The organism is Bifidobacterium stellenboschense (genome assembly GCF_000741785.1).
GTDB lineage: Bacteria > Actinomycetota > Actinomycetes > Actinomycetales > Bifidobacteriaceae > Bifidobacterium > Bifidobacterium stellenboschense.
In genome coordinates this window covers 88,186-114,138 of record NZ_JGZP01000010.1, presented here as the reverse complement: position 1 = coordinate 114,138, position 25,953 = coordinate 88,186, and the positions used below count along the sequence as shown (strand labels likewise).

Here is a 25,953-nt window from a genome sequence, read left to right as displayed (position 1 = left end):
CACAATGTGACACGCCGATGTTGACGAAGTCGGACGGCTCCCGTATATTAATCACTCGTTGCGGTTCGCCGCGGCGGGTGGAAACACCGAAAAATGAATATGCCCCCATCGTCTAGCGGTCTAGGACTACGCCCTCTCACGGCGCCAACACCGGTTCAAATCCGGTTGGGGGTACGAACAGGAAGGATCCCGGCTTATCGAGTCGGGGTCCTTTGCATATCCGCCCGTTCCGTTGGCGTCGTCGGCATCGTCAGTGTCATCGTTTTTGTCATCGTCGTCGGTGTCGCTGCTGGTGTCGGCCGTTGCCGGTGCGTCCGGTGCGTCCGGTGCGACCGTCGTCTGTCTTGCTTGCCGCCCATATCTCCGTCTCCTTCGCCGTACGTTTCTCTCACCGTACGTTTCTCTCACCGTACGTTTGCGACGGGATTATCCGTTTCCACCGTGTCAAACGTACGCTGACGATTTCTCACCGTACGTTTGCCACGATGGCCGGCGATAATACCGTCGCAAACGTATGCTGACGTTTCCTTGCCGTACGTTTGCCACGATGACCGGTGATAATACCGTCGCAAACGTACGCCGGGATGTCGGCGTACGTACGTGTGTGGGGGCGTGTCCGGTGACTGCGTGTGACGGTGTGCGTGGGTTGTATGCGCAGCGGTATGCGTGGCGGAGCGGTTTTGTGCGCAATGTACCGCAAATACGAGGGGCGCGAGCGTACACCGGATGCCGTCCGGAGATATACAAAACCCTTGAAATTAATGGCGACACGCCGTAAGTTGCGCACGTACCGGCATGCGCGTATATTAATCACTCGTTGCGCGGTTCACAAACAACCAAGCAACACGGTGGAAACACCGAAAACAGAATATGCCCCCGTCGTCTAGCGGTCTAGGACTACGCCCTCTCACGGCGCCAACACCGGTTCAAATCCGGTCGGGGGTACGACGCGGAACTCTTCGGAGTTGCACGCCAGCCAAATTGGGGTGTGGTGTAATTGGCAACACAGCTGATTCTGGTTCAGCCATTCTTGGTTCGAGTCCAGGCACCCCAGCCAGTGAAAACCCTCGCGCAAGCGAGGGTTTTTTGTTATGCGAAGCCTCATATCCCATGGTGCGGTAAAACCCCCATGGTGCGGTGTCAAGAAACGGCGGTATTCCGCGGTTGTGAAGAATATGTGTTGCCGCACCATGGGAGAGACGAGGGTCTCACCGCACCCGTACGCACCGCGCCGCAACGCGTTGCGGTAGGCGCGTTGCGGTCGGGCGCATTACAGTAGGAGCCATGACGGAACACACACGCACGCCCGAGGGGCTGTCTTCAAAGCCGAGGATCCGACCGGCGGAGACGGGGGACACCCGTCCGCTGTCCGTGTCCGCCCGTCTGGGGCGTCTCCAATTCCACCATTCCGGCAAGTTCCGCGTCCTTCAGGTCGCCGACATCCAGGACGGTCCGAAGGTCGCGAAGGACACGATCCGCCTCATCGAGGCGAGTCTCGACGCGGTCCGCCCCGATCTGGTCGTTTTCACCGGCAATCAGATCGCCGGCTACGATCCCGCGTTCGCCGAGACGTTCCGCAAACGCCGCTGGAGCGCCCCCGCCGACGCAGCCGATACAGCATCCGACGTATCCGACACAGCAGTCACCGCAGCCGCCGTATCCGGCACCGCCGCAACCGACACATCCGATACGGCAGTCACCGCAACCGACGCAACAGCCGATGTATCCGACACCACGGCATCCACCGCATCCGACACCGAAGCCGCAACCGTCGCCGCGGCGGCGCACGAGCGCACGCGCGAGTCGGTGCGCGGCGCAATCGCCCAGTTCCTCGCGCCGTTGATCGAGCGCAGGGTGCCGTTCGCCGTCACCTACGGCAATCACGATTTCCAGTGCGGCCTGTCGAACGACGAGCTTGACGCGATCTACCGCGAGTTCCCCGGCTGCGTGAATCCGATGCCCGGCGTGGAGGCGGATGTGCTGTCGGCGCACTCGCTGCTGCCCGATCAGGTCGTTTACCCGCATGCGGCGGGAACGTTCGCGCTGCCCGTCGCCGACGAGGCGCACAAGCGCACGGTGCTCGGCATCGTCGTCCTCGATTCCGGCGATTACGCGCACGGTGGCGGGTTCGCCGCGCCGGCGGACGACGCGCTCGCGTTCCTCGCGCGCGTGCCGGCGATGATCGGCGCGCGGTCCGCCCTGTTCCAGCACATGCCGCTGCCGGAGTATTACGATCTGCTCACGCCCGTCACCGCGACCACGCCGTACGCGATGCAGGGGTATCGCGACCACGCCGCGCAGTATTACGTGCTGGATGAGGCGAAGGTGCGTCCCGGCGGCTATCTGGGTGAGGGCATCAGTTGTCCGGATGCGTCGCGTGAGTTCGCGGTATTGCGCGGCGATGATGCGGCGATTCGCGCGGTGACGGATGCTGCGGATGCTGCCGGTGTGATCGATGATGACGATGCGGTTGATACCCGCGCCGGCATGTTCCCTTATATAGGAGTGGCGACCGGCCATGACCATCGCAACTGGTTCGTCGGCGAGCTGGACGGGGTGTTGCTGGCGGCGACGCCGACCTGCGGATTCGGTTCGTATGGGCCCGCGCCGGCGAAGCGTGCGACGAGGCTTATCGAGTTCGACATCCGTCATCCGCATGAGCCGCGCACGCAGTTGTTGGAGTTCGGAGAGCTGGTCGGCAAGCCGAGTTCGAAGAAGGCGTACACGTACGCGTTGAACGCGAAGCCGCCGCAGGATGGCGAGGGCGATGACCTGCTGCGCAGGCCCACCCTCTGGGGGCAGATCAAGGGCTTGTTCGCCTGATTGGTGGATGAGATGACCACCCCCACCCGGCTTCGCCGGGAGCCCCCGCCAGCGGGGGCGAGGTTGTGTGCGCATGCATCCTGCCGTGCTCGGCAACATCCTGGACCCTGCCGGCGGGGGACGATATGGCAAAGCGTTTGCCGGTAATGGGCACAAGAAGTCTCCGCCAGCGGGGGCGGTATGACGGGACGAGGTGGTATGGACGGGGCGATATGAAGAAGCCCCCGCTGGCGGGGGCTGGCACGCGAAGCGTGACTGGGGGTGGTCCGGAGTGGTTCGCGGTGGTTCGGGGGTGGTTCGTCGGGTCGGAACTATCGACTCAGCGACCGGAGGAGGCCTTGATGAGGGCTTCGGTGAGGTATTTGCCGGCGGCCATCACGAGCGGCGCGTAGCGGCGGCCCGGTGCGGACCCCATGCGGCCGGACGGGCCGGAGATGGAGATCGCGGCGATCACCTGGCCGGAGGCGTTGCGGATCGGCGCGGAGATCGAGCACACGCCCTCCTCGCGCTCGTTCACCGACTCGGACCAGCCGCGCTTGCGGACAGCGGCCAGCTTGGTCGCGTTGAACTTCGCGTGGCGCAGGCCCTGATGCATGCGCTCGGAATCCTCCCAGGCGAGCAGAATCTGCGCGGCGGAGCCGGCTTCCATCGAGAGCATCGCGCCCACGGGGATCGAATCGCGCAGACCGGAGGCGCGCTCCACGGCGGCGATGCACACGCGCTGGTCGCCCTGACGGCGGTAGATCTGCGCGGATTCGCCGGTGCGGTCGAGCAGCGTCTGGAGGATCGGGCCGGCCGCGGTGAGGAGTCGGTCCTCGCCGGCGGCGGCGGCGAGTTCGGCGAAACGGGAGCCGAGCACGAAGCGGCCGTGCTGGTCGCGCAGCACGAAGCGATGGCGTTCGAGCGCGATCGCGAGTCGGTGGGCGGTCGGGCGGGCGAGGCCGGTGGCGGCCACGAGCTGGCCGAGCGTGGACGGGCCGGTTTCGAGGGCGTCGAGAATCTTCACGGTCTTGTCGAGCACGCCGACGCCGGAATGCACCTCGCCGTCGTTCTTCTCGGCGGTCTGCGCGGTGGCGGGTGCCTTGTCGTCGGTGGTGTCCTGCTCGGCGACCGGCTCTTCGGCCACAGCGGTATCTGAGTGCATGGAAGTCATGGTTCCCGTTTATACCATCTCACATAGTGAAATGCCAAATCGGAGAAGTTTACCATGTGGTGAACGTCGCATGTCGGCGGATGACCGATTGGTGAAACAGTGTTTGCGTCCGTGCGCGCGCCATCGTCATCCGCCTTCCGGCAAACGATTGACACCGGTACCGTAATACGGTGCCGCAGGGGAGGGGCTTCAATCCGATTTCCGCGGAATTCCGGCCGAAATCGGGCCTTAGACAGCACGAGCGACGGCACATCTCATAATCCGGCCGGGATATGGTCGCCCCCATGTTGACCGCATACTCTATTACCACGAACACGGCGCAAACACAATACCTAGCGTCGAGAAATTTAGGAGGAATCCCCATGGGAACGACACTGGCCGAGAAGGTCTGGGCCGATCATCTGGTACGGAAGGGCAGCGACGGAGCGCCCGACCTGCTGTACATCGACCTGATGCTCATGCATGAAGTCACGAGCCCCCAGGCGTTCGAGGGCCTGCGACTGGCCGGCCGCAAGCCCCGCCACGTCGATCAGCTCATCGCCACCGAGGACCACAACACGCCCACGGTGGACATCGACCGTCCGAACCCGGACAAGACGAGCGCCCTCCAGCTGAGCACGTTGGAGAAGAACTGCAAGGAGTTCGGCGTGCGCCTGCACGCGCTCGGCGACGCCGACCAGGGCATCGTGCACGCGTTCGCCCCGATCCTCGGCCTCACCCAGCCGGGCATGACCATCGTGTGCGGCGACTCGCACACCTCCACGCACGGCGCGTTCGGCGCGCTCGCATTCGGCATCGGCACCTCCGAAGTCGAACACGTGATGGCCACGCAGACCCTGTCCCTGAAGCCGTTCAAGACGATGGCGATCAACGTGAACGGCAAACTGCCGGCGGACGCCACCGCGAAGGACATCATCCTCGCGATCATCGCGAAGATCGGCACCGGCGGCGGCCAGGGCCACGTCATCGAATACCGCGGCGAGGCGATCCGCAACCTCACGATGGACGAGCGCATGACCGTGTGCAACATGTCCATCGAGGCGGGCGCGCGCGCCGGCATGATCGCGCCGGACGAGACCACGTTCGAATACCTGAAGGGCCGTCCGCACGCGCCGGAAGGCGAGATGTGGGACAAGGCCGTCGCGTACTGGAAGACGCTGAAGACCGATGACGACGCCGTCTTCGACAAGGAGGTGGACATCGACGCGTCCCAGCTCGGACCCTACGTGACGTGGGGCACCAACCCGGGTCAGGGCCTGCCGATCACCGCGAACGTGCCGGTCCCGGCGGACATCGCCGACGCGACCAAGCGTTCCGCCGCCGAGCGCGCCATCACGTACATGGGACTGAAGCCCGGCATGCCGATCAAGGATATCGCCGTCGACACCGTGTTCATCGGCTCCTGCACGAACGGCCGCATCGACGACCTGCGCCAGGCCGCCGCGATCATGAAGGGCCACCACAAGGCGAAGAACATCCACCGCGTGCTCGTCGTGCCCGCCTCCTCGCGCGTGCGCCTGCAGGCGGAGAAGGAAGGACTCGACAAGGTGTTCGAGGACTTCGGCGCGGAATGGCGCAACGCCGGCTGCTCGATGTGCCTCGGCATGAACCCGGACAAGATGGTGCCGGGCGAGCGTTCGATCTCCACCTCGAACCGCAACTTCGAAGGCCGTCAGGGCAAGGGCTCGCGCACGCACCTCGCGTCGCCCGCCGTCGCCGCCGCCACCGCGATCCGCGGCACGATCTCCAGCCCCGCCGACCTGTAATCCGCTCGCCGCGGACGCGGCCCGCGCACCGTGCCCGCGGCCCGCGCACCGCGGACGTGGACCGTACGCCGCGGGGCGCGGACCGCACGCCGCCTCCCATTCCGCTCCCGCTGGCGGGAGCTGTCAGCCGCAAGGCTGACTGAGGGTGGTCCGTGCGGTCACGCCGCAATCCGTGCGGCCGCGACTCAACCACCCCCAGTCGGCTCCGCCGACAGCCCCCGCCAGCGGGGGCAACGTCACAACGCCGCCGTGAACAACGACCACGCCGACACCATCGACAGCCCCCGCCAGCGGGGGCGACGACATCACAAAGGACTTTCATCATGGAAAAACTCACTACGTTGACCGGCGTGGGCGTGCCGCTGCGCCGCTCGAACGTCGACACCGACCAGATCATCCCCGCCGTGTTCCTGAAGCGCGTCACCAAGACCGGCTTCGACGACGCGCTCTTCTACGCGTGGCGCCGCGACCCCGAGTTCGTGCTCAACAAGCCCGAATACGCGAAGGGCCAGATTCTCGTCGCGGGCCCCGAGTTCGGCATCGGCTCCTCCCGTGAGCACGCGGTGTGGGCGCTGCATGACTACGGCTTCCGTGTCGTCATCGCGCCGAGCTTCGCCGACATCTTCTATGGCAACACGGCGAAGAACGGCGTGCTCGCGGCGATTATGCCGCAGGAGAGCGTCGAACTGCTGTGGAAGCTTCTCGAAGAGGAGCCGGGCCGTGCGATGACCGTCTCGCTCGAGGACCGCACCGTGACCTGCGGCGACGTGACCCTGCCGTTCGAAGTGAACGACTACACGCGCTGGCGTCTGATGAACGGCTACGACGACATCGACCTGACGCTCCAGCATGAGGACGACATCGCCGCCTACGAGAAGATGCGCGCCGAGAAGTTCCCGTTCAAGCCGAAGACGATTCCCGCCAAGCACCTCCCCGAAGAGGAGATCAAGCCCGCCCGCGAGCTCGAATACAACTGGGCGGGCCCGTTGGCCGATCGCGGCATCATCTGAGTCCCCCTTCCCGCTCCCGCTGGCGGGAGCTGTCAGCCGTAGGCTGACTGAGGGTACTTCCGCTCCCGCTGGCGGGAGCTGTCGAACGCAGTGAGACTGAGGGTGGTCTTCCGACCAGCCCCGATACCGTGCCGCCGACCACCCCCAGTCGGCTTCGCCGACAGCCCCCGCCGGCGGGGGCGAGTTTTGGCCGGCTTCTTTCTTACCGTCGCGTGGGTGACAGCCCTCCGCCGGCGGGAGTCAGCGGGGGCGAGCTTTTCGCTTTCCTCTTGCGGACCTTTTGTTCCGCCTATCAAGACATCGCTCTATACTTGACCGCGTATGCAAGGATGCCCTTGCCGTCGCTTGTCGGCTTCGCCGCCGTGGGCGTTCCGGGGTGTTCACGATCGTGAAGTATGGAGAAGGAAGATGTCAAAGAACATCACACAACGACTGTCGGGGGCGGTCGCGGTATTGGCGAGTATCGCCATGCTGTTCTGCGTGCTGCCCTTGCCGTCGGCACATGCGGCCGACGCATCCGGCACGGTTGGCGCCGATGCCGCCGCGGATGCGAATGTCTATCAGGCGCTCAAGTACATGCAGGAGCTCAACGCCCTGCGTGCCCGCACGGATCGCCGTGCGCTGACCAACGCGCAGATTGCGGCCGCGAAGAACGCCGACCACAATACCAACGTCTACAACACATCCAATGTTGCCAGCTACACTGCTGACGGCAGTGCCGTCGGTGCTTTGGCCGTCAACTGGGATCTGATGAAGTGGGCGCAGACCCGCGCCAATGAGTTGGTACAGAAGGGTAATCTTGACGGACATGCGAATATGCTGAACGGCAAGCCTTCTTGGTATGTGTACGTTCCGGGGCGTGATTTCAACCTAGCCCATTCCCCGAAATACCAGTCCGGAACATATTTCGATGGTCCGGAGGCTTTGGCATTGTCATGGACCAGCGTGGGTGGTCTGTCCGGTGATGCAGTGGATTCCTGGTATAGCGAGCTCAACTATGAGATTGAACATCCGAACGCTTCCGCATCGGATTTGCAGAATAATCGTCAGGGATATGGCCACTACCTCACCGAGGTCAGCCCGTTGGCGGACATTGCCGGTGTGGGTGTCGCTGTAAAGGACGGCTATACCATCACCGTTCTCGAAATCGGCAACAACTACTCTAAGCAGGGCAAAACCCAGTCCGTCGAGGACGCGATGAAGCAGTATGAGCCGAAGGCCACGTACACGGTGAAGTTCGACTCGAAGGGTGGCTCTGCGGTTGATTCGCAGACCGTGGAATCCGGCGAGACCGCGACCGCACCGGCCGCGCCGACCAAGTCCGGTTCCACGTTCGGTGGCTGGTACTCTGACGCGAACCTCACCACCAAGTACGACTTCAGCTCCGCCGTCACCGGCAACATCACCCTGTATGCGAGGTGGGACGCGATCACCATCACCTCGCTCGATGACGCCACCGCCGTCTCCACGTCGGCCGGTGTGGACCCGACCGATCAGTTGCCCGAGCAGGTGACCGCCCATTACAGTGACGGTTCCTCCAAGCCGGTTGATGTCAAGTGGGATTCCATCAATAAGAGCGACTACGCCACGGCGAACACCAGCTTCACCGTGAACGGCACTGTTGATGGCACCTCCAAGAAGGCCAAGGTCACGGTGAACGTGACCGCCGCCGTGCCGACCGGTGCCGTCGCCGCGCAGGCCTCCGTCTCCACGATTGCCACGCACGCGCCCGATCTGAGCAAGGTCAAGGCGACCGTCACCTACTCCGACGGCACCACGCAGCAGGCCGACGTCACGTGGAACACCCCCACTCCGGACCAGTACGCCACCGAGAACGCCAACGGCTTCGACGTGAACGGCACGGTCACCGTGGGTGACAAGACCTTCACCGTCACCGTGAAGGTGATCGTCACCGCACGCACCATCAAGTCCGTCACCGCGCCGGACGACCAGACCGTCGAATCCGGCACCGAACCCACGTACCCGGATACCGTCGCCGTCACGTACAACGACGGCGAAGCCGGCACCGCGAACGTCACGTGGACGAAGCTCACGAAGGACCAGTACGGCAAGCACGCCGGCGGCGAGTTCACCGTGAAGGGCACCGTCGACGGATACGCCGATGGCGTCTCCTTCAAGGTGACCGTCAACCCTGCTACCGTGAAGTCCGTCGAACCGTCCGCCACCACCGCGCAGACCGTCGTCAACCAGACGCCTGACCTGAGCGGCATCACGGCGACCGTCACGTACACCAACGGCGACACCGAGACCAAGGACATCACGTGGGAGGAGACCACCGCCGACCAGTTCAAGACCGCAGACGACACCGTGCCGGTCAAGGGTTCCGTGACCGTTGACGGCAAGGCCTACGAGTTCACCGTCAACGTGACCGTGGTCGCCGCCACCGTCGACTCCGTCACCGGTCCGTCCGCCGATACTCCGGCCGTGACCGTCGAGTCCGGTGACAAGCCCGATTTCTCGAACGTGAAGGCCACCGTCACGTGGTCGAACGGCACCACGACGCAGGAATCGGTGACGTGGAACGAGCCGAACAAGGCCGACTACACGAACCGTAAGGGTGGCACGTTCGCCGTCAACGGCAAGGTCTCCATCGCGGGCAGGGACTACAAGGTGACCGCCACCTACAAGGTCAACCCGGCCACCGCGCAGCAGGCCACGCCGACCGATGGCACCACCACGATCACCGTCGACTCCGGCACCGATCCGACCGCCAAGCTGCCGAAGAGCGCGACCGTCACCTGGTCCAACGGCGACACGACCACGAGCCCGATTACGTGGATCACGTCCTACAACGAAGCCGACTGGAAGGCCCGCGCCGGCAAGACGTTCACCGTGAACGGCACCGTCGACCCGGATGTCGAAACCACCGCCAAGGCGAAGACCGCGAAGGTGAAGGCCGCTGCCGCCGTTGCCCTCGCCGCGGACGCCACGACCACGCTGTCCGTCACCGTCAAAGTTAAGGTCAACCCGGCCACCATCACGAAGGTCGCCGACATCCCCACCGTGCCCACTGAGGCGAAGGTCGACCCGACCCCGAACCTGCCGAAGACCGTCAAGACCGACTGGAGCAACGGCGAAACCGGTGTCGATACGCCGATCACGTGGGACAAGATCAAGAAGGACGACTACGCGAAGCGCGGCGAGTTCACCGTGAAGGGCAAGGCGACCGACGCCACGACCGGCGAGACCGCCGACGTGAAGGTCACGGTCAAGGTCACCGCCAAGGCCGAATCCGCCGCCAAGCTTGGCGACGTGACCGTCGACTCCGGCACCGACCCGTTCGAAAATCTGCCGACGAGCGTCAAGGTCACCTACTCGGACGATGCCACGGAAAACGCCGACATCACGTGGGACACCAAGTCCTACACGAAGGACGACTACTCGAAGCGTAAGGGCGGTTCCTTCGAGGTCAAGGGCAAGGCCGCCGGACTCGACGTGACGGTTAAGGTCAACGTCAACCCGGCCACCGTGAAGTCCGTCGACACCACGCCCGTGACCGTCGGCGCCACGGTCGGCGTGCAGCCGACCCTGCCGGATCACACCACCGCCGAGTGGTCCAACGGCGAGACCGAGACCATCGCCGTCACGTGGCCGGCCATCGCCGCCGACAAGCTCGACAAGGCCGGTTCGTTCGAGATCGAAAGCAACCCGTTCACCGTGGACGGCAAGAACTACACGATCAAGGCGACCGTCACCGTGACGGCTGCCACCGTGAAGTCCGTCGACCGCGACGTGAAGGTCACGACCACCGCCGGCAAGGCGCCCGCCCTGCCGAAGACCGTCAAGGCCCACTGGTCCGACGGCTCCACGACCGACGCGGCCGTGAAGTGGGACGACGTGCCCGCCGCCAAGTACGCGAAGGCCGGCACCTTCTCCGTGAAGGGCATCGCCACCGTGAACGGCACCGACTACGAAGTGACCGCCACCGTGACCGTCACCTCCGGCGACAAGCTGGTGCAAACCCCGAGCCAGAAGACGAACAACACGCTGACCACCACCGGTTCCAGCGTCGCGATCATCGCGGTCGTCGTCGTGCTGCTGGTCGTCGCCGCCGTCGCGCTCTTCGTCCTCACCAAGCGCAAGAAGCAGTGACGCGATCCGGTCCACAGGGCTGAACCGAACGCGTGAAACCGGGCGGCGGTAGTTGCCGCCGACGAATCAGTGCCGGTCAGCCCCCCCTGAAGTGGCCTCCTTCCCATCCGGGAAGGAGGCCACTTCGCGTATCGCCGCAGCGGGGCGGCTGTTTCTTGGTTACAAGGGGTACTTCAGGGACGGACAGACGGTGTAACTGGCTTGCGAGGGGTATCCGACGGGCGATACCCCCGCTATGAACGCCGCACAACGGCCACATAGCGGTCTCATATACGAGTCTCGGTACCCCTCGTAACGCCAATGGACGATTGCCGCTGCCGATATGTACCCCTTGTAACCGAATAACCTGCCATAAGAATCACCACGGCGCCTCACCGCCCCGTGAACCACGCTTCGAGCGCGTCCGCGTCAGCACGCCGCAGGAAACGGAACCGGATTTCGGACATGCCGTTCATCACGAACAGGCGCATGCGCAGCCCCTCCACGCCGCGTGCGTCGCGCCACGGCGTGGTCGTGCGCGTCACCGACTGCACGCGCGCCCGTCGCGTCATCATCGCGAACAACCCCCACCGCGTCGCTCCGGTCACCAGAATCCGGTGCGGCAGGGGAGCCAAGACCTCGGCGATGGGATCATCCGGTACGGCGGTATCCGGCGAACGGCTCGGGCGATCCCATGCCGGCGGCTCCGGGCCATCCGGCAGCATCGCGTACCCTTCGGCCCGTGCCTGCAACCATCGGCAGGTCGTCCACCACAATCCCGCCGCAAGCGGCGCGGCCATCACCCACCATGGCCACGAGCGGGTCGCCGGGCCGCCCACGCCTACAAGGAGTGTGGCGGCTGCCGTCGCGGCGAGCGGCATCATCACGTAATACCGTGTAAGGCCGCGGCCTGTGCGGTGGGTCGGTGCCGTCGCGGCGAACATGTCCGGAATGCCCCATTCGGGCAGCATCGCCCGCAACGTCGCGGCCACGCGGCGTGCGCCGATGACCGGCAACACGACCGCGGCTGATGCGACGTCGTCGCCGCTCGCCGCCGCGGATAGGCCGAGCCGTGTCGAGCACAGCCCGAACACGCGGCGCGGCAACGACTGCGATACGACGATCGTCTGCACTCGACCCGTCGGAATCGTCGTCGCACGGCGCGTGAACAAGCCGCGTTCGACGATCAGGTCGTCCCCGCGCCGCCACACCTCGAACCCGTGGAAATGTAGCAGGGAGATCGCGATGCTGACGAGCATCAGCAGAATGACGCACGCCATCGCCAGCAGTACGATCGACGGCACGCCGTGGGCCGCGTAGTCGCCGATCGATCGTTCCGCGGCATGCGTGAGGCCATGGGGCAGCACGTCCTGCAGGTTCTGAACGAATCCGTAGACGACGAACGCGGCCGCGACCATGCGCGGATCGGTGACGGCGAACAGGAGGATGTCACGCGTCGACGCACGGAATATGGGGATGGGGGAGGGGCAGGAGGTGACGATGCCGGCGCGCGGGGCGGTGGGGTCGGTGGCGGTGCCGGTTGGAGCATCGGCGGCGGTTATGGCGACCCCATCCGTGGCGACTCCGGACGGGGCATCGGCGGCGGCCTGCGGTGTCGAGGTGCCGGATCGTGCCGCGCCGGCCGCTTCGGCGCGACGGCGTTCCAACTCGCTTTGCAACGCCGAAGGAACCGCGCTCAGATCGATGTCGGCGCCGTCGCCGACCGGGGAGACCGTCAGATGGATCACGCCGAACGGACGCAGATACCACGGGCTCGCGCTGTTGATCGCATGGATCGAGCCGTAGGCGATGGCGCGGCGTTTGCGGAACAGCACGCCGGAACGGTATTCGAGCATCGTGGCGGACAACCGGTATCTGGTCGACATCCACGCGCAGACCGGGCCGACCGCCACGTAGACGACGATTGCCGCGGCCGCCAGCCACAGCCACCATTCATGGCGCATCAGCGAAACGCGGATGATCACGATGAACGAGAGCAGCAGCGAGACCGTGCCCTTCGCGTTCGACGCCACGCGCACGATTAGCGCCGCCGGGTGGAGACGACGCCACATCGCGGGCCACGTCACGGGCCGCATCACAGGTCCTCCCGTGCGTCGGCCACGCGGGCCGCGATCGTCGCGACCATGCGCTCGGCCTCCGCGGTGTCCAACGCGGCGATTTCGGTCGTGTCGGCCGCCGTATGCACGACCACTGTGGTCAATCCGAACCGGCGCTGCACCGGATTCTGCCTCGTATCCACATGCTGCACGCGGTTGTACGGGGTGGTCGTGGATCTGCGCCACAGCCAGCCCGTGCGCGTGGCGAGGTCGCGCTCGCCGATGCGGAAACGCGTGAACGCGTACCGGTATTTCGTCTGCAACGGCTGGGTCGCGAGGTCGCCGACCGCGTAGATCGCGGCGAGCGCGGCGACCAGCTGCGTCCAGAACCCCCACCAGCCGTTGAGTACGCAGACCGTGACGAATCCGCCGCATGCCGCCAACCAGACCGCGCACTGGATCGCCTCGTTGATGAGCCACACCGTGCGCACCCGCTCCGGCAGCGCACGCCACGCGGCATCGGTGGCGCTGCCGTTTCCCGTGTCGCCGGTAGGGCTGTTGGTGTGACCGGTGTGGCCGGTGTTGGTGGTGTGGCTGGTATTACTGGTGTGGCCGATGTTGGTGATGTGGCCGGTGGTGTTGGCGGTGGTGTGGCTGGTGTTGACGACGCTGGTGTTGGTGGTGCGGCCGGTGGTGTTGTCGTTGTTTCGCTCGTGGTCGTTGCGCGTCATGCCTGCAGCCGTCCATACTCCCCGTTCCGCCCCCGCTGGCGGGGGCTGTCGGCGGAGCCGACTGGGGGTGGTCATGCTCCCGTTCTCTCTGATGCCGTCGGTGCCTTCCCCAAGTTCATTCATGTGTCCCACTGTATCGAATATATCGAATCGAGGTGTTGGTGATCGGGTTGGGGGCGGCTATCCGCGCGTGTGCTCGCGGAATCCGCGATGCGCCATGGTGGTCGGCTCACGATGCTTGGCCATGTTGTTCAATGAACGGTCATGTTACGTTCAGGAACGGGGCATAGGTTGGCACCATGAATACGAATGAAGGGCATCCGCAGGGGGATGCGAATCCGCGGACGCAACAATCCGAGCAGGAACAACGGGAACAATGGGATGCGACGCAGCGGTCGCGGTACGGAAGCCCCGCGCAGGCAGGCGAGCCGGTGAGGCCGGGGGAGCCGGTATCGCCAGCGGAATCGGTACGGCCTCCGGAATCAGCAAGAAACGGGGACAGGGCCGTGGAGGTTCCGGGTGAACCTGCACGGTCGGGGCGTGAACCTGCGTGGTCTGGGGATGAACCTGTAGGGTTTTCGGACGGACGTGTAGGGGCCGAGGGGCGACCTGTAGATTTGGGGGCCGAACGTGTAGATGCTGCGGGCCGACCTGTACGGGGTGGTCGAGTAGAAGCTTCCACCGGATCGTTTGCCGGCTCGGGGAATCCGCGGAATACCGCGGTTCCCGAAAACCCGGTGATGGCGCGGAGCACCGGTCTTCAGCAGGGGACCGCACAGGTTGCGACGGGAGACCTACACGTTGCCGGCGAAACTCCGCACGTTGGTACCGAAACCATGCAGGTTGCGCCGGGAACCATGCAGGCCGGGGCTGAAACCATGCAGGCCGGGAGCGGGGCCCCGAAGGTCGCCGCTGGGACTCCGCAGGTCGGTGGGGTGTACCCGCAGGCCGTTCCCTCGGCTTCGTCCTACCCGCAGCCGCCGGTGTGGCAGCCGCCCCAGTCTCCGGAACAGCCCATGCCGCAGTCCGCGCAGTATCAGCAATACGCCACTCCGGCTCCCCAGCCTGCAGTGGTTTCGCAGCCCGTGGCTGCTCCTCAGGTCGCGTCTGTCCCGCAGGCTGTTCCGTATGCTCAATCAGCCCAGTCCGTGCCCTATTCCCAGCAAGCGGCGCCTGCTGCCCAGTACCCATCGCAAGGCACTCAATATCCGCCGCAGGCCGCCCAATACCAATACGCGCCGCAATCCGCGCAGTATCCGCAGTATGCCGCGGGCGTCCCTGCCGCTCCGCCGGTTTCCCCGGCTCCCGCAGCCGCCGGCATGCCGACGATTCCGATGGGCACGCCGATGGGAGCCGCCGGAGCCCCGGGGTCCGTCGCTACGCCGGGTGCCGCTCCCCTCTACCCGTCGCAGCCCCAGCTCCAACCCCAGTATCAGCCGCAGCCGATGTGGCCGACCTATTATGCGCAGCCGATGCCCATGGCGGTGCCGACGTTCGCGGCCATCGACCCGCGCGCATGGTGGCGCACCTGGCGGCGCAAGGTCGTCAATCGCGCGATGGGACTGACGCTCGCCTATGACGCTGTGATGATGGGTGTGAGCATCGTCGCCGGCATCGTCTTCGGGGCGATCTACGCCGCGACGAATCCGGGCGGCAGTTCGTCATCCTATGACAGCGCGTTCAACCGGTGGTCCGGCATCATGAGCCTCGTCGCCGTGTTCTCCGCGGTCGGATTCCTGATCCTCATGCGCCACCGTGATATCTTCACCCGCGAATACTGGCTTGGCGGCCCGCATCGCGAGACCTACGGCGAAACGAACCAAATCGGCACGATCAGCCAGTACGGCGCCCGGCGCATGACCCCGCTCGCCTGCCTCGCGATCCTCGTGGTCGCATTGGGCGTGCAGGGCGTGATCGTCCTCATCCAACTCGCGTTCTCGATGTTCGGCACGGATCTGGCGTCGCCCACGTCGGACAGCATCAACGAATCCGCCATCACCGTGAGCATGTGGCTATATATCGGCCTGATCGGGCCGATCTGCGAGGAGATGATGTTCCGCGGCGTGCTGATGAAGGAATTGAAGCCGCTCGGCAAGAACTTCGCGATCCTCACGTCGGCGATCGCGTTCGGCCTGTTCCATGACGATGTGGTGCAGGGCTTCTTCGCGTTCCTGTTCGGTCTGGTGCTCGGCTATGTCGCGATGGAGTATTCGCTGGTCTGGTCGATCGCGTTGCACATCTTCAATAACGCGATCCTGTCCGGCGTGATCGACGGTCTCGCCAGCCATTTCCTCAGCAACATGGGGTATGGCATCTTCTCGCTTGCGTTGGCGTTGGGCGGTGTGGTCGGCGCGATCATCGTGCTGATCGTCGGGCGGAAACAGATCGGCGGGTTCCTGCGCGTCAACCGCAGCGGGCAGGACACGTATTTCGGATGGACGTCGTGGGCGTTCATCGTGTTTGTCGCGATCAATGCGCTGCTCGCCATTACCTCGTTCGTCTCCGCGATGCTCGGCTGAGCGAGCGGAACGAGTCCGGTCTCCGCGCGATTATGGTGCGCAAAACCGTCGTTTTGCGCACCATAATCGCGCGGAGCTTTCGTAGCGGCGGCGTGCCCTTGGGCGCGCGTCGTTTGTGTATGACGGTGCTTATGCTGGATGATGGGTAGGTAGGCGAGCGTATCCGCCGATTGTGGCGATTTCCGCTCGACGTCGCGCATAGACGCACCGTCATCGCATGGTCGTTGCGCGCGGACAAGCGCACGGCCGCCCAGTGCACAGTCATCCGCACAGAGCCGAGGAGAATCGAGAACACCATGAGCCAGGACCTCCACCAGTCCGAACCGTTCTACGACGTGAACCGCACCTATGAGGACAACTACGAGCAGGGCCCGTTCGGCGCGTTCGCCGAAGCGCTGAAGCGGGATGAGGCGGCCGGTGGGGCGGAATCCGGCTCCGCAGGTACCCCCTCAGACCGCTCCGCGGCCAGCTCCCCCTCGGAGGGGGAGCAAGGCAATGGTGTCTCCGCCCCTACTGACTCGTTCCTCGGGGTGCCGGTGAACCTCGCGTTCGGCATCCCCGCCGGTCCGCTGCTCAACAGCCGTTTCACGACGGCCGCGTTCCGCATGGGCTTCGACCTGGCCACCTACAAGACGGTGCGTTCGCGCGCATGGGGCTGCAACCCGTTCCCGAACGTGCTCGCCGTGCACCCGCGCTCGGCGGACGGCTCGCTCACCCCCGGCAGTCCCGAACTCGACGAGGGCGTGTTCGCCGACACGAACTACGAGCGTCCGATCTCCATCTCCAACAGCTTCGGAGTCCCCTCGCAGGACCCGGACCTGTGGCAGCCGGACATGTTCCGCGCGATCGCGGCGGCCGGCCCCGGCCAGCTGCTCGTCCCCGGCTTCCAGGGCTCCCGCGTGGAGGGCATGACCGAGGAGGAGTACATCGCCGACCATGCGACCACCGCGCGCCTCGTCAAGGAGACCGGCGCGAAGGTCATGGTGATGAACACGAGCTGCCCGAACGAGGGGCACAACGTGCTGCTATGCCATAATCCGCTGCTCGTCGGTCGCATCGCCGAGGCGGTGAAGAACGAGATCGGCGACACGCCGCTCATGGTGAAACTCGCCTACATCCCCGACGACGCGGCGCTCGAACTCATGGTGCAATCGACCGTGGGCCGCGGCACCGTGCAGGGTTTCAGCACGATCAACACGATTTCCGCGCGTCTCGTCGACGCGAACGGCGATCAGGCCCTGCCGGGCAAGGGCCGCGACCGTTCCGGCGTGTGCGGTCACGCGATCCGCGGCGCGGGCCTCGACATGGTCTCGCGCCTCGCCGCGATCCGCGAGAAGAGCGGACTTGATTTCGCGATCAACGGCGTCGGCGGCGTCGTGACGCCGGATGATTTCGCCGCGTACAAGCGCGCCGGCGCGGACAGCGTGATGTCCGCCACCGGCGCGATGTGGGACGCCGACCTCGCCCACAAGATCAAGGCGAGTCTGTAGGGGATCGCCGGTCTCGGCCCCGTAGACGAGGGGTACCGTTCCGTCGTGCCCCCGCCGGCGGGCTGAGCCGTGAAGCAAACGCCGGAGGCGTTTGTAGGCGAAAGCGAGCGACAGCGAGCTGTGTGATGTCGGCCGGAGGCCGTCTGTAGTTGCAGGGCCCGGAGGGCTGTCGGCGTCAGCCGACTGGGGGTGGTTACGTGGGGGTCGCCGTCGGACCACCCCCACCCGCTTCGCGGGAGCCCCCGCCAGCGGGGGCGAGTACGGCCGATTGTCCATCTGTTTCGCGGGAGCCCCGCCAGCAGGGGCGAGTTGCTGGAGTACGGCTGGACCACCCCCACCCGCTTCGCGGGAGCCCCCGCCGGCGGGGGCGGCATTTGTCAGGCGGGGGCGGTATTTGTCAGGCTTCGGCGGCGGCCTTCATGGCGACGGCGCCGACGTAGTAGACGGGCTTGTCGAAGTTCGGCTGGAACAGGAAGTCCACGTTCGCGAGCTGGTCGATGGTGAACTTCGTCTGGATCGCCATCGAGATCACGTTCGCCGCGCCGGAGATGTCCGCCTTCGAGCAGAACTGCCCGCCCTTGACCTCGCGCGTGACCGGATCCCATGTGAGGATCGACGTGACGGGCGTGGTGGTGAGCATGAAGTCGGGGCGGTAGTCCTCGGTCAGCTCGGTCTCGCGCACGGTGAGTCCGCGGCGTTCCGCGCCGGCCGCGGTCAGGCCGGACGCGGCGAGCGACAGGTCGTACAGCTGCACGGCGCTCGTCGCCTGCGTGCCGAGGTACTTGACGGTCGGCTCCGCGATGTTGCGGCCGACGAGCAGGCCCTGGCGCACCGCGTTCGTGGCGAGCGGGATGTAGTCGTGCTTGCCGGTCGGGTTGTAGAAGACGGTCGCCGAGTCGCCGCACGCGTACACGTCCGGCACGGAGGCGCGCATGTAGTCGTCGACGACGATCGCGCCGTTCGGCAGCATGTCGACCTGTCCCTTGAGCAGGTCCGTGTTCGGCAGGAAGCCGACCGCGAGAATCGCCATCTCGGCCGTGTATTCGCCCTTTTCGGTGACGACGGTGACGGTGTCGTCGTCGTTGTCGCGGAAGGCGGTCACCTTCTGGCCGAGCGCGAGCGTGACGCCATGCTCCTCGAACGCGGCGGCCACCTGGTCGGTGATCCGCTTGTCGAAGTTGTTGGCGAGCGGACGGTCGAGGCCGTCGACGAGCGTGGTCTTGACGCCGGTGAGCGAGAACTGCTCGGCGATCTCCGCGCCGATGTAGCCGGAGCCGATCACGACCGCCGACTTCGCCTCCTTCGCCTTCTCCTTGATGGCGATGGCGTGGTCCCAGTTCTTGCACAGCAGCACGTGCGGGCTGTCGATGCCCGGGATCGGCGGCACGACCGGGCGCGAGCCGGTGGTGACGACGAGCTTGTCGAAGCGCAGCGTCCGCTCCTCGCCGGCCGCGTCGCCCACGCCGATCGCGTCGACCGGACGGTAGGTGAGCGTCTTGGCGGCGACGTCGATGGACGTCACGTCGGTGCGCATGTGCATGGTCGCGCCCGCCTCGGCCAGCGCCTCGGGCGACGAGTAGAACATCTTCTTCGGGTCGGACACGTGGTCGCCGACCCACAGGGCGATGCCGCACGAGAGGAACGACAGCGTGCCGTTGCGTTCGAACACGTGGACGGTCCAATCGGGATGCTCGGCGAGGATCGACGTGGCGGCGAAGGTGCCGGCGTGCGTGCATCCGACGATGGCGACGGTGGTCATGGATTATGCTCCTTTGCGTAGTGGTGCGGGTGGCGCGTTCCGGCAGTCTCCGATCGCCTGCCTTCCGTGAACGTTCACCTCTGCTGCCCACCATAGCAAAGCGACGGCGGCGGGTCCGCCGGGCACGCGGCGATCGCCGGCGATTGTGACGCGCGTCACAATCGGCGTGGCGGTCGCGGCGGCGTGCGGCCGGCGGCGCGACGATTACGCCGCCAGCCGCATCGCCACGGGTTTCACGGTGTTCGCACATGCCTTATGGCACACTGTTTGATAGTGTTTCGCGGTCCTGTTGAATCGAAAGAGGTAATCGTGGGCGAAAACGAGAACGACGTGCTGCACGTCGAGGGCGGCAAGCCGCTGAACGGCACGATCAAGGTGCGTGGCGCGAAGAACTTCGTGAGCAAGGCGATGGTCGCCGCGCTGCTCGCGCCGGGCAAGTCGGTGCTGAAGAACGTTCCGGAGATCCGCGACGTGCATGTCGTGTCCGACCTGCTGCGCCTGCACGGCGTGGACGTCGACGTGGACGGCGAGCACGGCGTCGTCACGATCGACGCGACGCACGTGCAGCTCGCGGACGTGGCGGACGTGGACACGCTGTCCGGCTCGTCGCGTATCCCGATCCTGTTCTCCGGCCCGCTGGTGCACCGTCTGGGCGAGGCGTTCATCCCGGCGCTGGGCGGCTGCAACATCGGCGGCCGTCCGATCGACTTCCATCTGGAGACGCTCAGGAAGCTGGGCGCGAACGTCGACAAGGAGCACAAGGACGGCATCCACATCACCGCGCCGAACGGACTGCACGGCGCGAAGATCCACCTGCCGTACCCGTCCGTGGGCGCGACCGAGCAGACGCTGCTCGCGGCCGTGCTCGCCGAGGGCAAGACCGAGCTGTCGGGCGCGGCGATCGAGCCGGAGATCATGGATCTGGTGGCCGTGTTGCAGAAGATGGGCGCGATCATCAGCGTGGACGTGGACCGCACGTTCCGCATCGAGGGCGTCAAGGAGCTGAAGGGCTACACGCACACGTCGCTCACCGACCGCATCGAGGCGGCGAGCTGGGCGTCGGCGGCGCTGGCCACGCACGGCGACATCTTCGTCAAGGGCGCGACCCAGCCGGAGATGATGACGTTCCTCAACGTGTTCCGCAAGGTCGGCGGCGAATTCGACGTGACCGACAAGGGCATCCGCTTCTGGCATCCGGGCGGCGACTTGAAGCCGGTCGCGATCGAGACGGACGTGCACCCCGGCTTCATGACCGACTGGCAGCAGCCGCTGGTCGTGGCCCTCACGCAGGCGAACGGCCTGTCGATCGTGCACGAGACCGTGTACGAGAACCGTTTCGGCTTCACGAAGCCCTTGGTGCAGATGGGCGCGACGATCCAGCTGTACCGCGAGTGCCTCGGGTCGCTCCCGTGCCGCTTCCAGCAGCGCAACTACAAGCATTCCGCGGTGATCTTCGGACCGACCCCGCTCACTGGCCGCGACATCGACGTGCCGGACCTCAGGGGCGGATTCAGCCACCTGATCGCGGCGCTCGCCGCGAAGGGCCCGTCCAACGTGCAGGGCATCAGCCTGATCGACCGCGGCTACGCCGACTTCCGCGGCAAACTCCAGCAACTCGGCGCCGACTTCGACTGACGGCCTTGTTATGCCCGCCCCGCTGGCGGACTGCTCGCCCCCGCTGGCGGGGGCTGTCAGCCGTAGGCTGACTGGAGGTGGTTTCGCGGGTGCGATTGAGACCACCCCCACCCGCTTCGCGGGAGCCCCCGCCAGCGGGGGCGGGGAAGGACGAACGCACGAGCCGCGGTAGGGGGCGAACGTAGAATAAGGCGCATGGCATCCAAAGGAAAACCGTCGCCGCGCTCCGCGGTCAAACCGCTCTCCGACGCGCAGGTGGCGAAACTCGCGAAGAAGCATCATCTCGTCGACCCGATGCGCGACCTGCCCACCGGCCCCGACCGCCGCATCAACCAGCGCGAGATCGATGCGCAGAACCCGAACGGCACGCGCCGCCTGCTCAAAGGCGTCGACGTCGTCTTCAACGCGAGCTGCCGGACCTACGCGTGGGGACTCGACAACATCCCCGAAGACGGCCCGTTCATCACCGCCGCCTCGCACGTGACCATGTTCGACGTGTTCGTGCCGATGGCCAGCATGTTCCACATGGGCCGCCGCCCCCGCTACATGGCCAAGGCCGAGATGGCGAAATGGCCGCTCATCGGCAAATGGTTCCAGCTCGTCGGCATGCAGCCCGTCCAACGCCACTCCGGCAAGGCCAAGCAGATCGAGGAGACCTCGATCGACATCCTCGTCTCCGGCCGTCCGCTCACCGTCTGGCCCGAAGGCACCGTCACCCGCGACCCGCAAAAATGGGTGATGAGCATCAAGGAGGGCGCCGCGTTCATCGCGCTCGAAGCGTCCCGCCGACTCGGCAAGCAGGTGCCGCTGTTCTGCGCCGCCACGTGGGGCGCCGCCTCCATCAACCACTGGTGGCCGTGGCCGCACAAGAACGTCGTCATGTGCTACGACCACCAGCTCGACTACTCCGACCTGCTCGAAGGCATGGAGCACTGGGGCGACGAGCCGCCGGCCGAAGCCGTCGAAACGCTCAAATGGCGCATGTTCATCCGCCTCAACGAACTGCTTGAGGAGATCCGCGGCGAGAAGTTCCCGGCGGAAGGCTACTGGGACTACCGCACGATGAGCCGCAAGCCGATCGCCTCGGCGTGAGCGGCGAGTAGCATGGCACGAAGGTCACGAAACAGTCACGAATCGAAAGTAAGGAATCACACAACATGAAGATCACTGTTCTCGGCGCCGGCGCATGGGGCACCGCGTTCGGCCAGGTGCTGGCCGACGCGGGCAACGACGTGACGATGTGGGCGATGGAGCCCGAAATCGTCGCAGGCATCCGCGACAACCACCGCAACCACGTGAGGCTCCCGTTCATCGAGCATCTGCCGGACAACATGACCGCCACCGGCGACCGCGCCGCATCGGTCAAGGACGCCGAGATCGTCGTCGTCGCGATCGCCGCGCAGTTCGCGCGCGTCGCGCTCGCCGAATTCAAGGGCCTCATCCCGGACAGCGCGATCGTCGTGAGCCTTATGAAGGGCATCGAACGCAACACGAACAAGCGCATGGACGAGGTCGTGCGCGAATCCCTCGACCTGCCGTCCGACCGTTTCGCCGCCATCTCCGGCCCGAACCTGAGCAAGGAGATCGCGCTGCGCCAGCCCGCCGCGACCGTCGTCGGCTGCGAGAACCTCGACAACGCGACCAAGGTCGCCAAGGCCTGCACCACCGACTACTTCAAGGCGTTCGTCACCACCGACGTCATCGGACTGGAGATGTGCGGCTCGCTGAAGAACGTCGTCGCGCTCGCCGTCGGCATGGCGCGCGGCGCCGGCTACGGCGAGAACACGGCCGCGATGATCGAGACGCGAGGCCTCGCCGAACTCACCGCGCTCGGCAAGGCCGCGGGCGCCGATCCGAAGACGTTCGCCGGTCTCGCCGGCGTGGGCGATCTGATCGCCACGTGCGGCTCCCCGCTGAGCCGCAACTACACGTTCGGCGCGAACCTCGGCAAGGGCCTGAGCAAGGAGGAGGCGACGAAGGTGAGCAACGGCGTCGCCGAAGGCGTGCCCACCACCGACGCGGTCGTCGCGCTCGGCGACGAGCTCGGCGTGCCGACGCCGCTCGCCTACGCGATGAGCCGCGTGCTCGACGAGGGCATCTCCTGCGCCGAGATGCTGTCCCTGCTGTTCGGCCGCGAGATCACCGCGGAGTAGTAACAGCGGCCACAGCGGCCGTGACGGTCGCGGAGTAGGATACGGTACCCGGAACGATTCGATGATTCGATGATCCGGCAGGATTCGGCAAAGAGCATTAGAGAAACGGACGAGAAAACGACTATGACCAAGAAGCGCATCGTGGTGTTGTACGGCGGCAGGGCCGACGAACATTCGATCTCCTGCATTTCGACCGCCGGCGTGCTGAACGCGCTCGACGCCGACCGTTTCGAGGCGGTGCCGGTCGGCATCACCAAGGACGGCAAGTGGATTGTCGGCGGCGAGGACCCGCGCGGCTGGAACCTCGACGGCGGCGTGCTGCCGACCGTCGAGCGTACCGCCGCCGCGCGCGACGTCGTGCTCGACGTGGCACTCGGCCAGGATGGCTTCTTCGCGCGCAACGCGGACGGCACGCTCGAGCCGTTCGGCCACGTCGACGCCGTGTTCCCCGTGCTGCACGGCCCGTACGGCGAGGATGGCACCGTGCAGGGCCTGCTTGAGATGATGGACGTGCCGTATGTCGGCTGCGGCGTGTTCGCGTCCGCCGCGTGCATGGACAAGCACTACACGAAGGTCGTGCTCAATGCGGCCGGTATCCCCACCGCGCCCGGCGTGATGGTCGACGCGCGTTCCGTCCGCCCCGAGGAGGCGCTGGAACGCGTCGCCGAGGCGGGCCTCACGTATCCGCTGTTCGTCAAGCCGTCGCGCGCCGGTTCCAGCTTCGGCGTGACGAAGGTCGAGGAGGCCGATTCGCCGGAGGCGCAGACCTCCCAGCTCGGCGCCGCCATCGCCGAGGCCGGCAGGCATGATTGGAAGGTGCTCATCGAGCAGGGCATCGACGGCCGCGAGATCGAGTGCGCGGTGCTCGCCGCCGCCCCCGGCGACGAGCCGGAGGCCAGCTGGCCGGGCGAGATCGTGCTTGACCATCAGGACGACGACCAGTTCTACGATTTCGACTCCAAGTACATGGACTCCACCGCCAGCCACGTCGAAGTGCCCGCCGACCTGCCGGTCAGCGTGCTCGAGGACGTGCGCGACGTCGCCCGCCGCGCGTTCGCCGCGGTCGACGGCGCCGGCCTGAGCCGTGTGGACACGTTCGTCACCGCGGACGGCACCGTGATGGTCAACGAAATCAACACGATGCCCGGATTCACGCCGATCTCCATGTATCCGAAGGCGTGGGACGCGACCGGCGTGAGCTACACCGCGCTCATCACCCGCCTGATCGAAGGCGTGCTGCGCTAGACGCGCCTGCGTGCCGGTGAGACGCCGGCTGACGCATGCCGGCTGATGCCGGGCGATCGTCGGGGAGGGTTCCGCCGTTGCGGCGGGACCCTCCCCGCGTTTTTCCGGCGTCCTGATGTTGACGCAAACAACGTAATCGTCATAGTTCATCTGTAGTTTCCCGGAATTCATCGCGGCGTCGCGCAAGGTCGCGCGGCGTTCACCGGGGCGTCGGTGTCGGGACGGATAACGGACGTACCTTTCTCAATTGGATTACGGGCCACGCGCCCACGGCGCGGATGAAGGCCCTGATTCCCTAGAGGGCAACTCCCTAGAGGCAAGTTGAGTAAAGGAACATCCATGAAGAACCTGCGTAAGATCGCGGCTGGCGCCATCGCCACCGTGCTCGCGTTCTCGATGGCCGCCTGCGGTTCGTCGAACGCCTCCTCCAGCAACGACTCCGGCTCCACCGGCAAGTCCGTCACCGTCGACCAGAAGTCCGCCAAGGCCACCTCCCTCGCCGATTTCGGCACGATGGACGACCTCGTCAAGGCCGCCGAGAAGGAGGGCGCGCTGAACGTCATCGCCCTGCCGCACGACTGGTCCAACTACGGCGAGGTCATCTCCACGTTCAAGAAGAAGTACCCGAAGATCAAGATCACCGAGCTCAACCCGAACGCCTCCTCCAAGGAGGAGCTCGACGCCGCCAAGACCAACAAGGGCACCGACGCCGCGCCGGACATCTTCGACCTCGGCCAGCAGATCGCCGCCACCTCCACCGACTCCTTCGCCCCGTACAAGGTGCAGGCGTGGGACAAGATTCCGGACGAGAACAAGGACGCGAACGGCGCCTACTACGCCGACTACACCGGCATCATGTCGATCGGCTGGAACAAGGACAAGTACGGCGAGATCAAGTCCCTCAACGACCTGCTCGACCCGAAGTTCGCCGGCACCGTCGCCCTCAACGGCAAGCCCGCCGAGGCCGGCGCCGCCTTCAACGGCTACCTGATGGTCAACCAGCTGGCCGGCGGCGACATCAAGAACGTCCAGCCCGGCCTCGACTTCTTCAAGAAGCTCAAGGACGCCGGCAACCTCACCACCGTCGACGTGACCAACGGCACCATCGATTCCGGCCAGACCGGCGTCGTCATGGATTGGACCTACAACCAGGCCTCCTACAAGAAGGAGCTGAAGAGCAAGGGCGTCAACTGGGAGTACAAGACCTTCCCGAAGGCGCAGGTCGTCAGCTACTACAACCAGGCCATCAACAAGGACGCGCCGCACCCGGCCGCCGCCCGCCTGTGGGAGGAGTACCTGTACACCGCCGAAGCCCAGAACCTGTGGTTCAAGGGCGGCGCCAACCCGGTGCTGCTCGACTCGATGAAGCAGGACGGCACCGTCGACAAGGCGACCCTCAAGGACGCCATCACCATCGAAGGCAAGCCGGTCAGCTACACCAACGATGATGCCACCCGCATCACCGACTGGCTCCAGAACAACTGGGACAAGACGATCGGCAACTGAGCCGACCGCACAAC

Annotated in this window: 15 protein-coding genes and 3 tRNA genes; 14 read left to right on the top strand and 4 right to left on the bottom strand. The window is 65.7% G+C overall.

Annotated features, from left to right (window positions below; genetic code table 11):
• Nucleotides 1-101: 101 nt before the first annotated feature.
• From BSTEL_RS04035 to BSTEL_RS12690, 4 genes are all read left to right on the top strand, one after another.
• Nucleotides 102-174 (top strand) — tRNA-Glu (locus BSTEL_RS04035).
• Nucleotides 175-872: 698 nt separating this feature from the next.
• Nucleotides 873-945, top strand: a tRNA-Glu gene (locus tag BSTEL_RS04030).
• Nucleotides 946-982: 37 nt separating this feature from the next.
• A tRNA-Gln gene (locus BSTEL_RS04025) sits at nt 983-1,057 on the top strand.
• 227 nt (nt 1,058-1,284) lie between these two features.
• Entirely contained in the window at nt 1,285-2,823 is a 1,539-nt protein-coding gene (locus tag BSTEL_RS12690; protein WP_034527376.1) for a metallophosphoesterase family protein, read from the top strand.
• A 319-nt stretch (nt 2,824-3,142) separates the two neighbouring features.
• Here BSTEL_RS12690 and BSTEL_RS04015 read toward each other — a convergent pair whose 3' ends face one another.
• Nucleotides 3,143-3,967: an IclR family transcriptional regulator gene (locus BSTEL_RS04015; RefSeq protein WP_238567618.1), complete on the bottom strand. Its 825-nt coding sequence runs from the start codon at nt 3,965-3,967 to the stop codon at nt 3,143-3,145.
• 371 nt (nt 3,968-4,338) lie between these two features.
• On the opposite strand from BSTEL_RS04015, the gene leuC reads away from it, so the two are divergent.
• The 3 genes from leuC to BSTEL_RS04000 all read left to right on the top strand — a co-directional run bounded on the left by leuC (nt 4,339) and on the right by BSTEL_RS04000 (nt 10,865).
• Nucleotides 4,339-5,742 (top strand): 3-isopropylmalate dehydratase large subunit, encoded by a 1,404-nt coding sequence (gene leuC / locus BSTEL_RS04010; RefSeq protein ID WP_034527373.1) that lies wholly within the window; start codon nt 4,339-4,341, stop codon nt 5,740-5,742.
• A 323-nt stretch (nt 5,743-6,065) separates the two neighbouring features.
• Nucleotides 6,066-6,752 carry a 3-isopropylmalate dehydratase small subunit gene (gene leuD / locus BSTEL_RS04005; protein WP_034527371.1) on the top strand — a complete coding sequence of 229 codons (687 nt, stop codon included), beginning with the start codon at nt 6,066-6,068 and terminating at the stop codon, nt 6,750-6,752.
• Between the two features lie 408 nt (nt 6,753-7,160).
• Nucleotides 7,161-10,865: an Ig-like domain-containing protein gene (locus BSTEL_RS04000; protein WP_034527369.1), complete on the top strand. Its 3,705-nt coding sequence runs from the start codon at nt 7,161-7,163 to the stop codon at nt 10,863-10,865.
• A gap of 371 nt (nt 10,866-11,236) precedes the next feature.
• Here the strand turns inward: BSTEL_RS04000 and BSTEL_RS11730 are convergent, their stop codons facing one another.
• Both BSTEL_RS11730 and BSTEL_RS11365 read right to left on the bottom strand, forming a co-directional pair.
• The gene (locus BSTEL_RS11730) at nt 11,237-12,931 is read right to left on the bottom strand and encodes a PH domain-containing protein (protein ID WP_162178976.1); all 1,695 of its coding nucleotides are present in this window, start codon (nt 12,929-12,931) and stop codon (nt 11,237-11,239) included.
• An 8-nt stretch (nt 12,932-12,939) separates the two neighbouring features.
• The gene (locus tag BSTEL_RS11365; protein WP_051922836.1) at nt 12,940-13,632 is read right to left on the bottom strand and encodes a PH domain-containing protein; all 693 of its coding nucleotides are present in this window, start codon (nt 13,630-13,632) and stop codon (nt 12,940-12,942) included.
• Nucleotides 13,633-14,372: 740 nt separating this feature from the next.
• Between BSTEL_RS11365 and BSTEL_RS12685 the strand changes: the two genes are divergently transcribed.
• Together BSTEL_RS12685 and BSTEL_RS03975 are read left to right on the top strand one after the other, a co-directional pair.
• Nucleotides 14,373-16,151 carry a CPBP family intramembrane glutamic endopeptidase gene (locus BSTEL_RS12685; RefSeq protein ID WP_238567617.1) on the top strand — a complete coding sequence of 593 codons (1,779 nt, stop codon included), beginning with the start codon at nt 14,373-14,375 and terminating at the stop codon, nt 16,149-16,151.
• 296 nt (nt 16,152-16,447) lie between these two features.
• Entirely contained in the window at nt 16,448-17,641 is a 1,194-nt protein-coding gene (locus BSTEL_RS03975; protein WP_034527365.1) for a beta/alpha barrel domain-containing protein, read from the top strand.
• A gap of 397 nt (nt 17,642-18,038) precedes the next feature.
• On the opposite strand, the gene BSTEL_RS03970 is transcribed toward BSTEL_RS03975, so the two are convergent.
• Entirely contained in the window at nt 18,039-19,400 is a 1,362-nt protein-coding gene (locus BSTEL_RS03970; RefSeq protein ID WP_034527363.1) for an NAD(P)/FAD-dependent oxidoreductase, read from the bottom strand.
• A 309-nt stretch (nt 19,401-19,709) separates the two neighbouring features.
• Between BSTEL_RS03970 and murA the strand changes: the two genes are divergently transcribed.
• From murA to BSTEL_RS03945, 5 genes are all read left to right on the top strand, one after another.
• Entirely contained in the window at nt 19,710-21,035 is a 1,326-nt protein-coding gene (gene murA, locus BSTEL_RS03965; protein ID WP_034527361.1) for a UDP-N-acetylglucosamine 1-carboxyvinyltransferase, read from the top strand.
• Between the two features lie 195 nt (nt 21,036-21,230).
• A complete protein-coding gene (locus BSTEL_RS03960; RefSeq protein ID WP_034527358.1) occupies nt 21,231-22,127 on the top strand; it encodes a lysophospholipid acyltransferase family protein in 897 nt (298 codons plus the stop codon).
• A 65-nt stretch (nt 22,128-22,192) separates the two neighbouring features.
• A complete protein-coding gene (locus BSTEL_RS03955; protein ID WP_034527356.1) occupies nt 22,193-23,188 on the top strand; it encodes an NAD(P)H-dependent glycerol-3-phosphate dehydrogenase in 996 nt (331 codons plus the stop codon).
• A gap of 123 nt (nt 23,189-23,311) precedes the next feature.
• On the top strand, nt 23,312-24,433 hold the full coding sequence (locus BSTEL_RS03950) for a D-alanine--D-alanine ligase family protein (protein ID WP_034527354.1): 1,122 nt from the start codon (nt 23,312-23,314) through the stop codon (nt 24,431-24,433).
• Between the two features lie 339 nt (nt 24,434-24,772).
• A complete protein-coding gene (locus tag BSTEL_RS03945) occupies nt 24,773-25,939 on the top strand; it encodes an ABC transporter substrate-binding protein (RefSeq protein WP_034527352.1) in 1,167 nt (388 codons plus the stop codon).
• Nucleotides 25,940-25,953 lie beyond the last annotated feature (14 nt).

Coding starts and splice junctions, on each gene's coding strand:
- BSTEL_RS12690 (WP_034527376.1), top strand. CDS start 1,285: ATGACGGAACACACACGCACGCCCGAGGGGCTGTCTTCAAAGCCGAGG.
- BSTEL_RS04015 (WP_238567618.1), bottom strand. CDS start 3,967: ATGCACTCAGATACCGCTGTGGCCGAAGAGCCGGTCGCCGAGCAGGAC.
- leuC (WP_034527373.1), top strand. CDS start 4,339: ATGGGAACGACACTGGCCGAGAAGGTCTGGGCCGATCATCTGGTACGG.
- leuD (WP_034527371.1), top strand. CDS start 6,066: ATGGAAAAACTCACTACGTTGACCGGCGTGGGCGTGCCGCTGCGCCGC.
- BSTEL_RS04000 (WP_034527369.1), top strand. CDS start 7,161: ATGTCAAAGAACATCACACAACGACTGTCGGGGGCGGTCGCGGTATTG.
- BSTEL_RS11365 (WP_051922836.1), bottom strand. CDS start 13,632: ATGACGCGCAACGACCACGAGCGAAACAACGACAACACCACCGGCCGC.
- BSTEL_RS12685 (WP_238567617.1), top strand. CDS start 14,373: ATGGCGCGGAGCACCGGTCTTCAGCAGGGGACCGCACAGGTTGCGACG.
- BSTEL_RS03975 (WP_034527365.1), top strand. CDS start 16,448: ATGAGCCAGGACCTCCACCAGTCCGAACCGTTCTACGACGTGAACCGC.
- BSTEL_RS03970 (WP_034527363.1), bottom strand. CDS start 19,400: ATGACCACCGTCGCCATCGTCGGATGCACGCACGCCGGCACCTTCGCC.
- BSTEL_RS03960 (WP_034527358.1), top strand. CDS start 21,231: ATGGCATCCAAAGGAAAACCGTCGCCGCGCTCCGCGGTCAAACCGCTC.
- BSTEL_RS03955 (WP_034527356.1), top strand. CDS start 22,193: ATGAAGATCACTGTTCTCGGCGCCGGCGCATGGGGCACCGCGTTCGGC.
- BSTEL_RS03950 (WP_034527354.1), top strand. CDS start 23,312: ATGACCAAGAAGCGCATCGTGGTGTTGTACGGCGGCAGGGCCGACGAA.
- BSTEL_RS03945 (WP_034527352.1), top strand. CDS start 24,773: ATGAAGAACCTGCGTAAGATCGCGGCTGGCGCCATCGCCACCGTGCTC.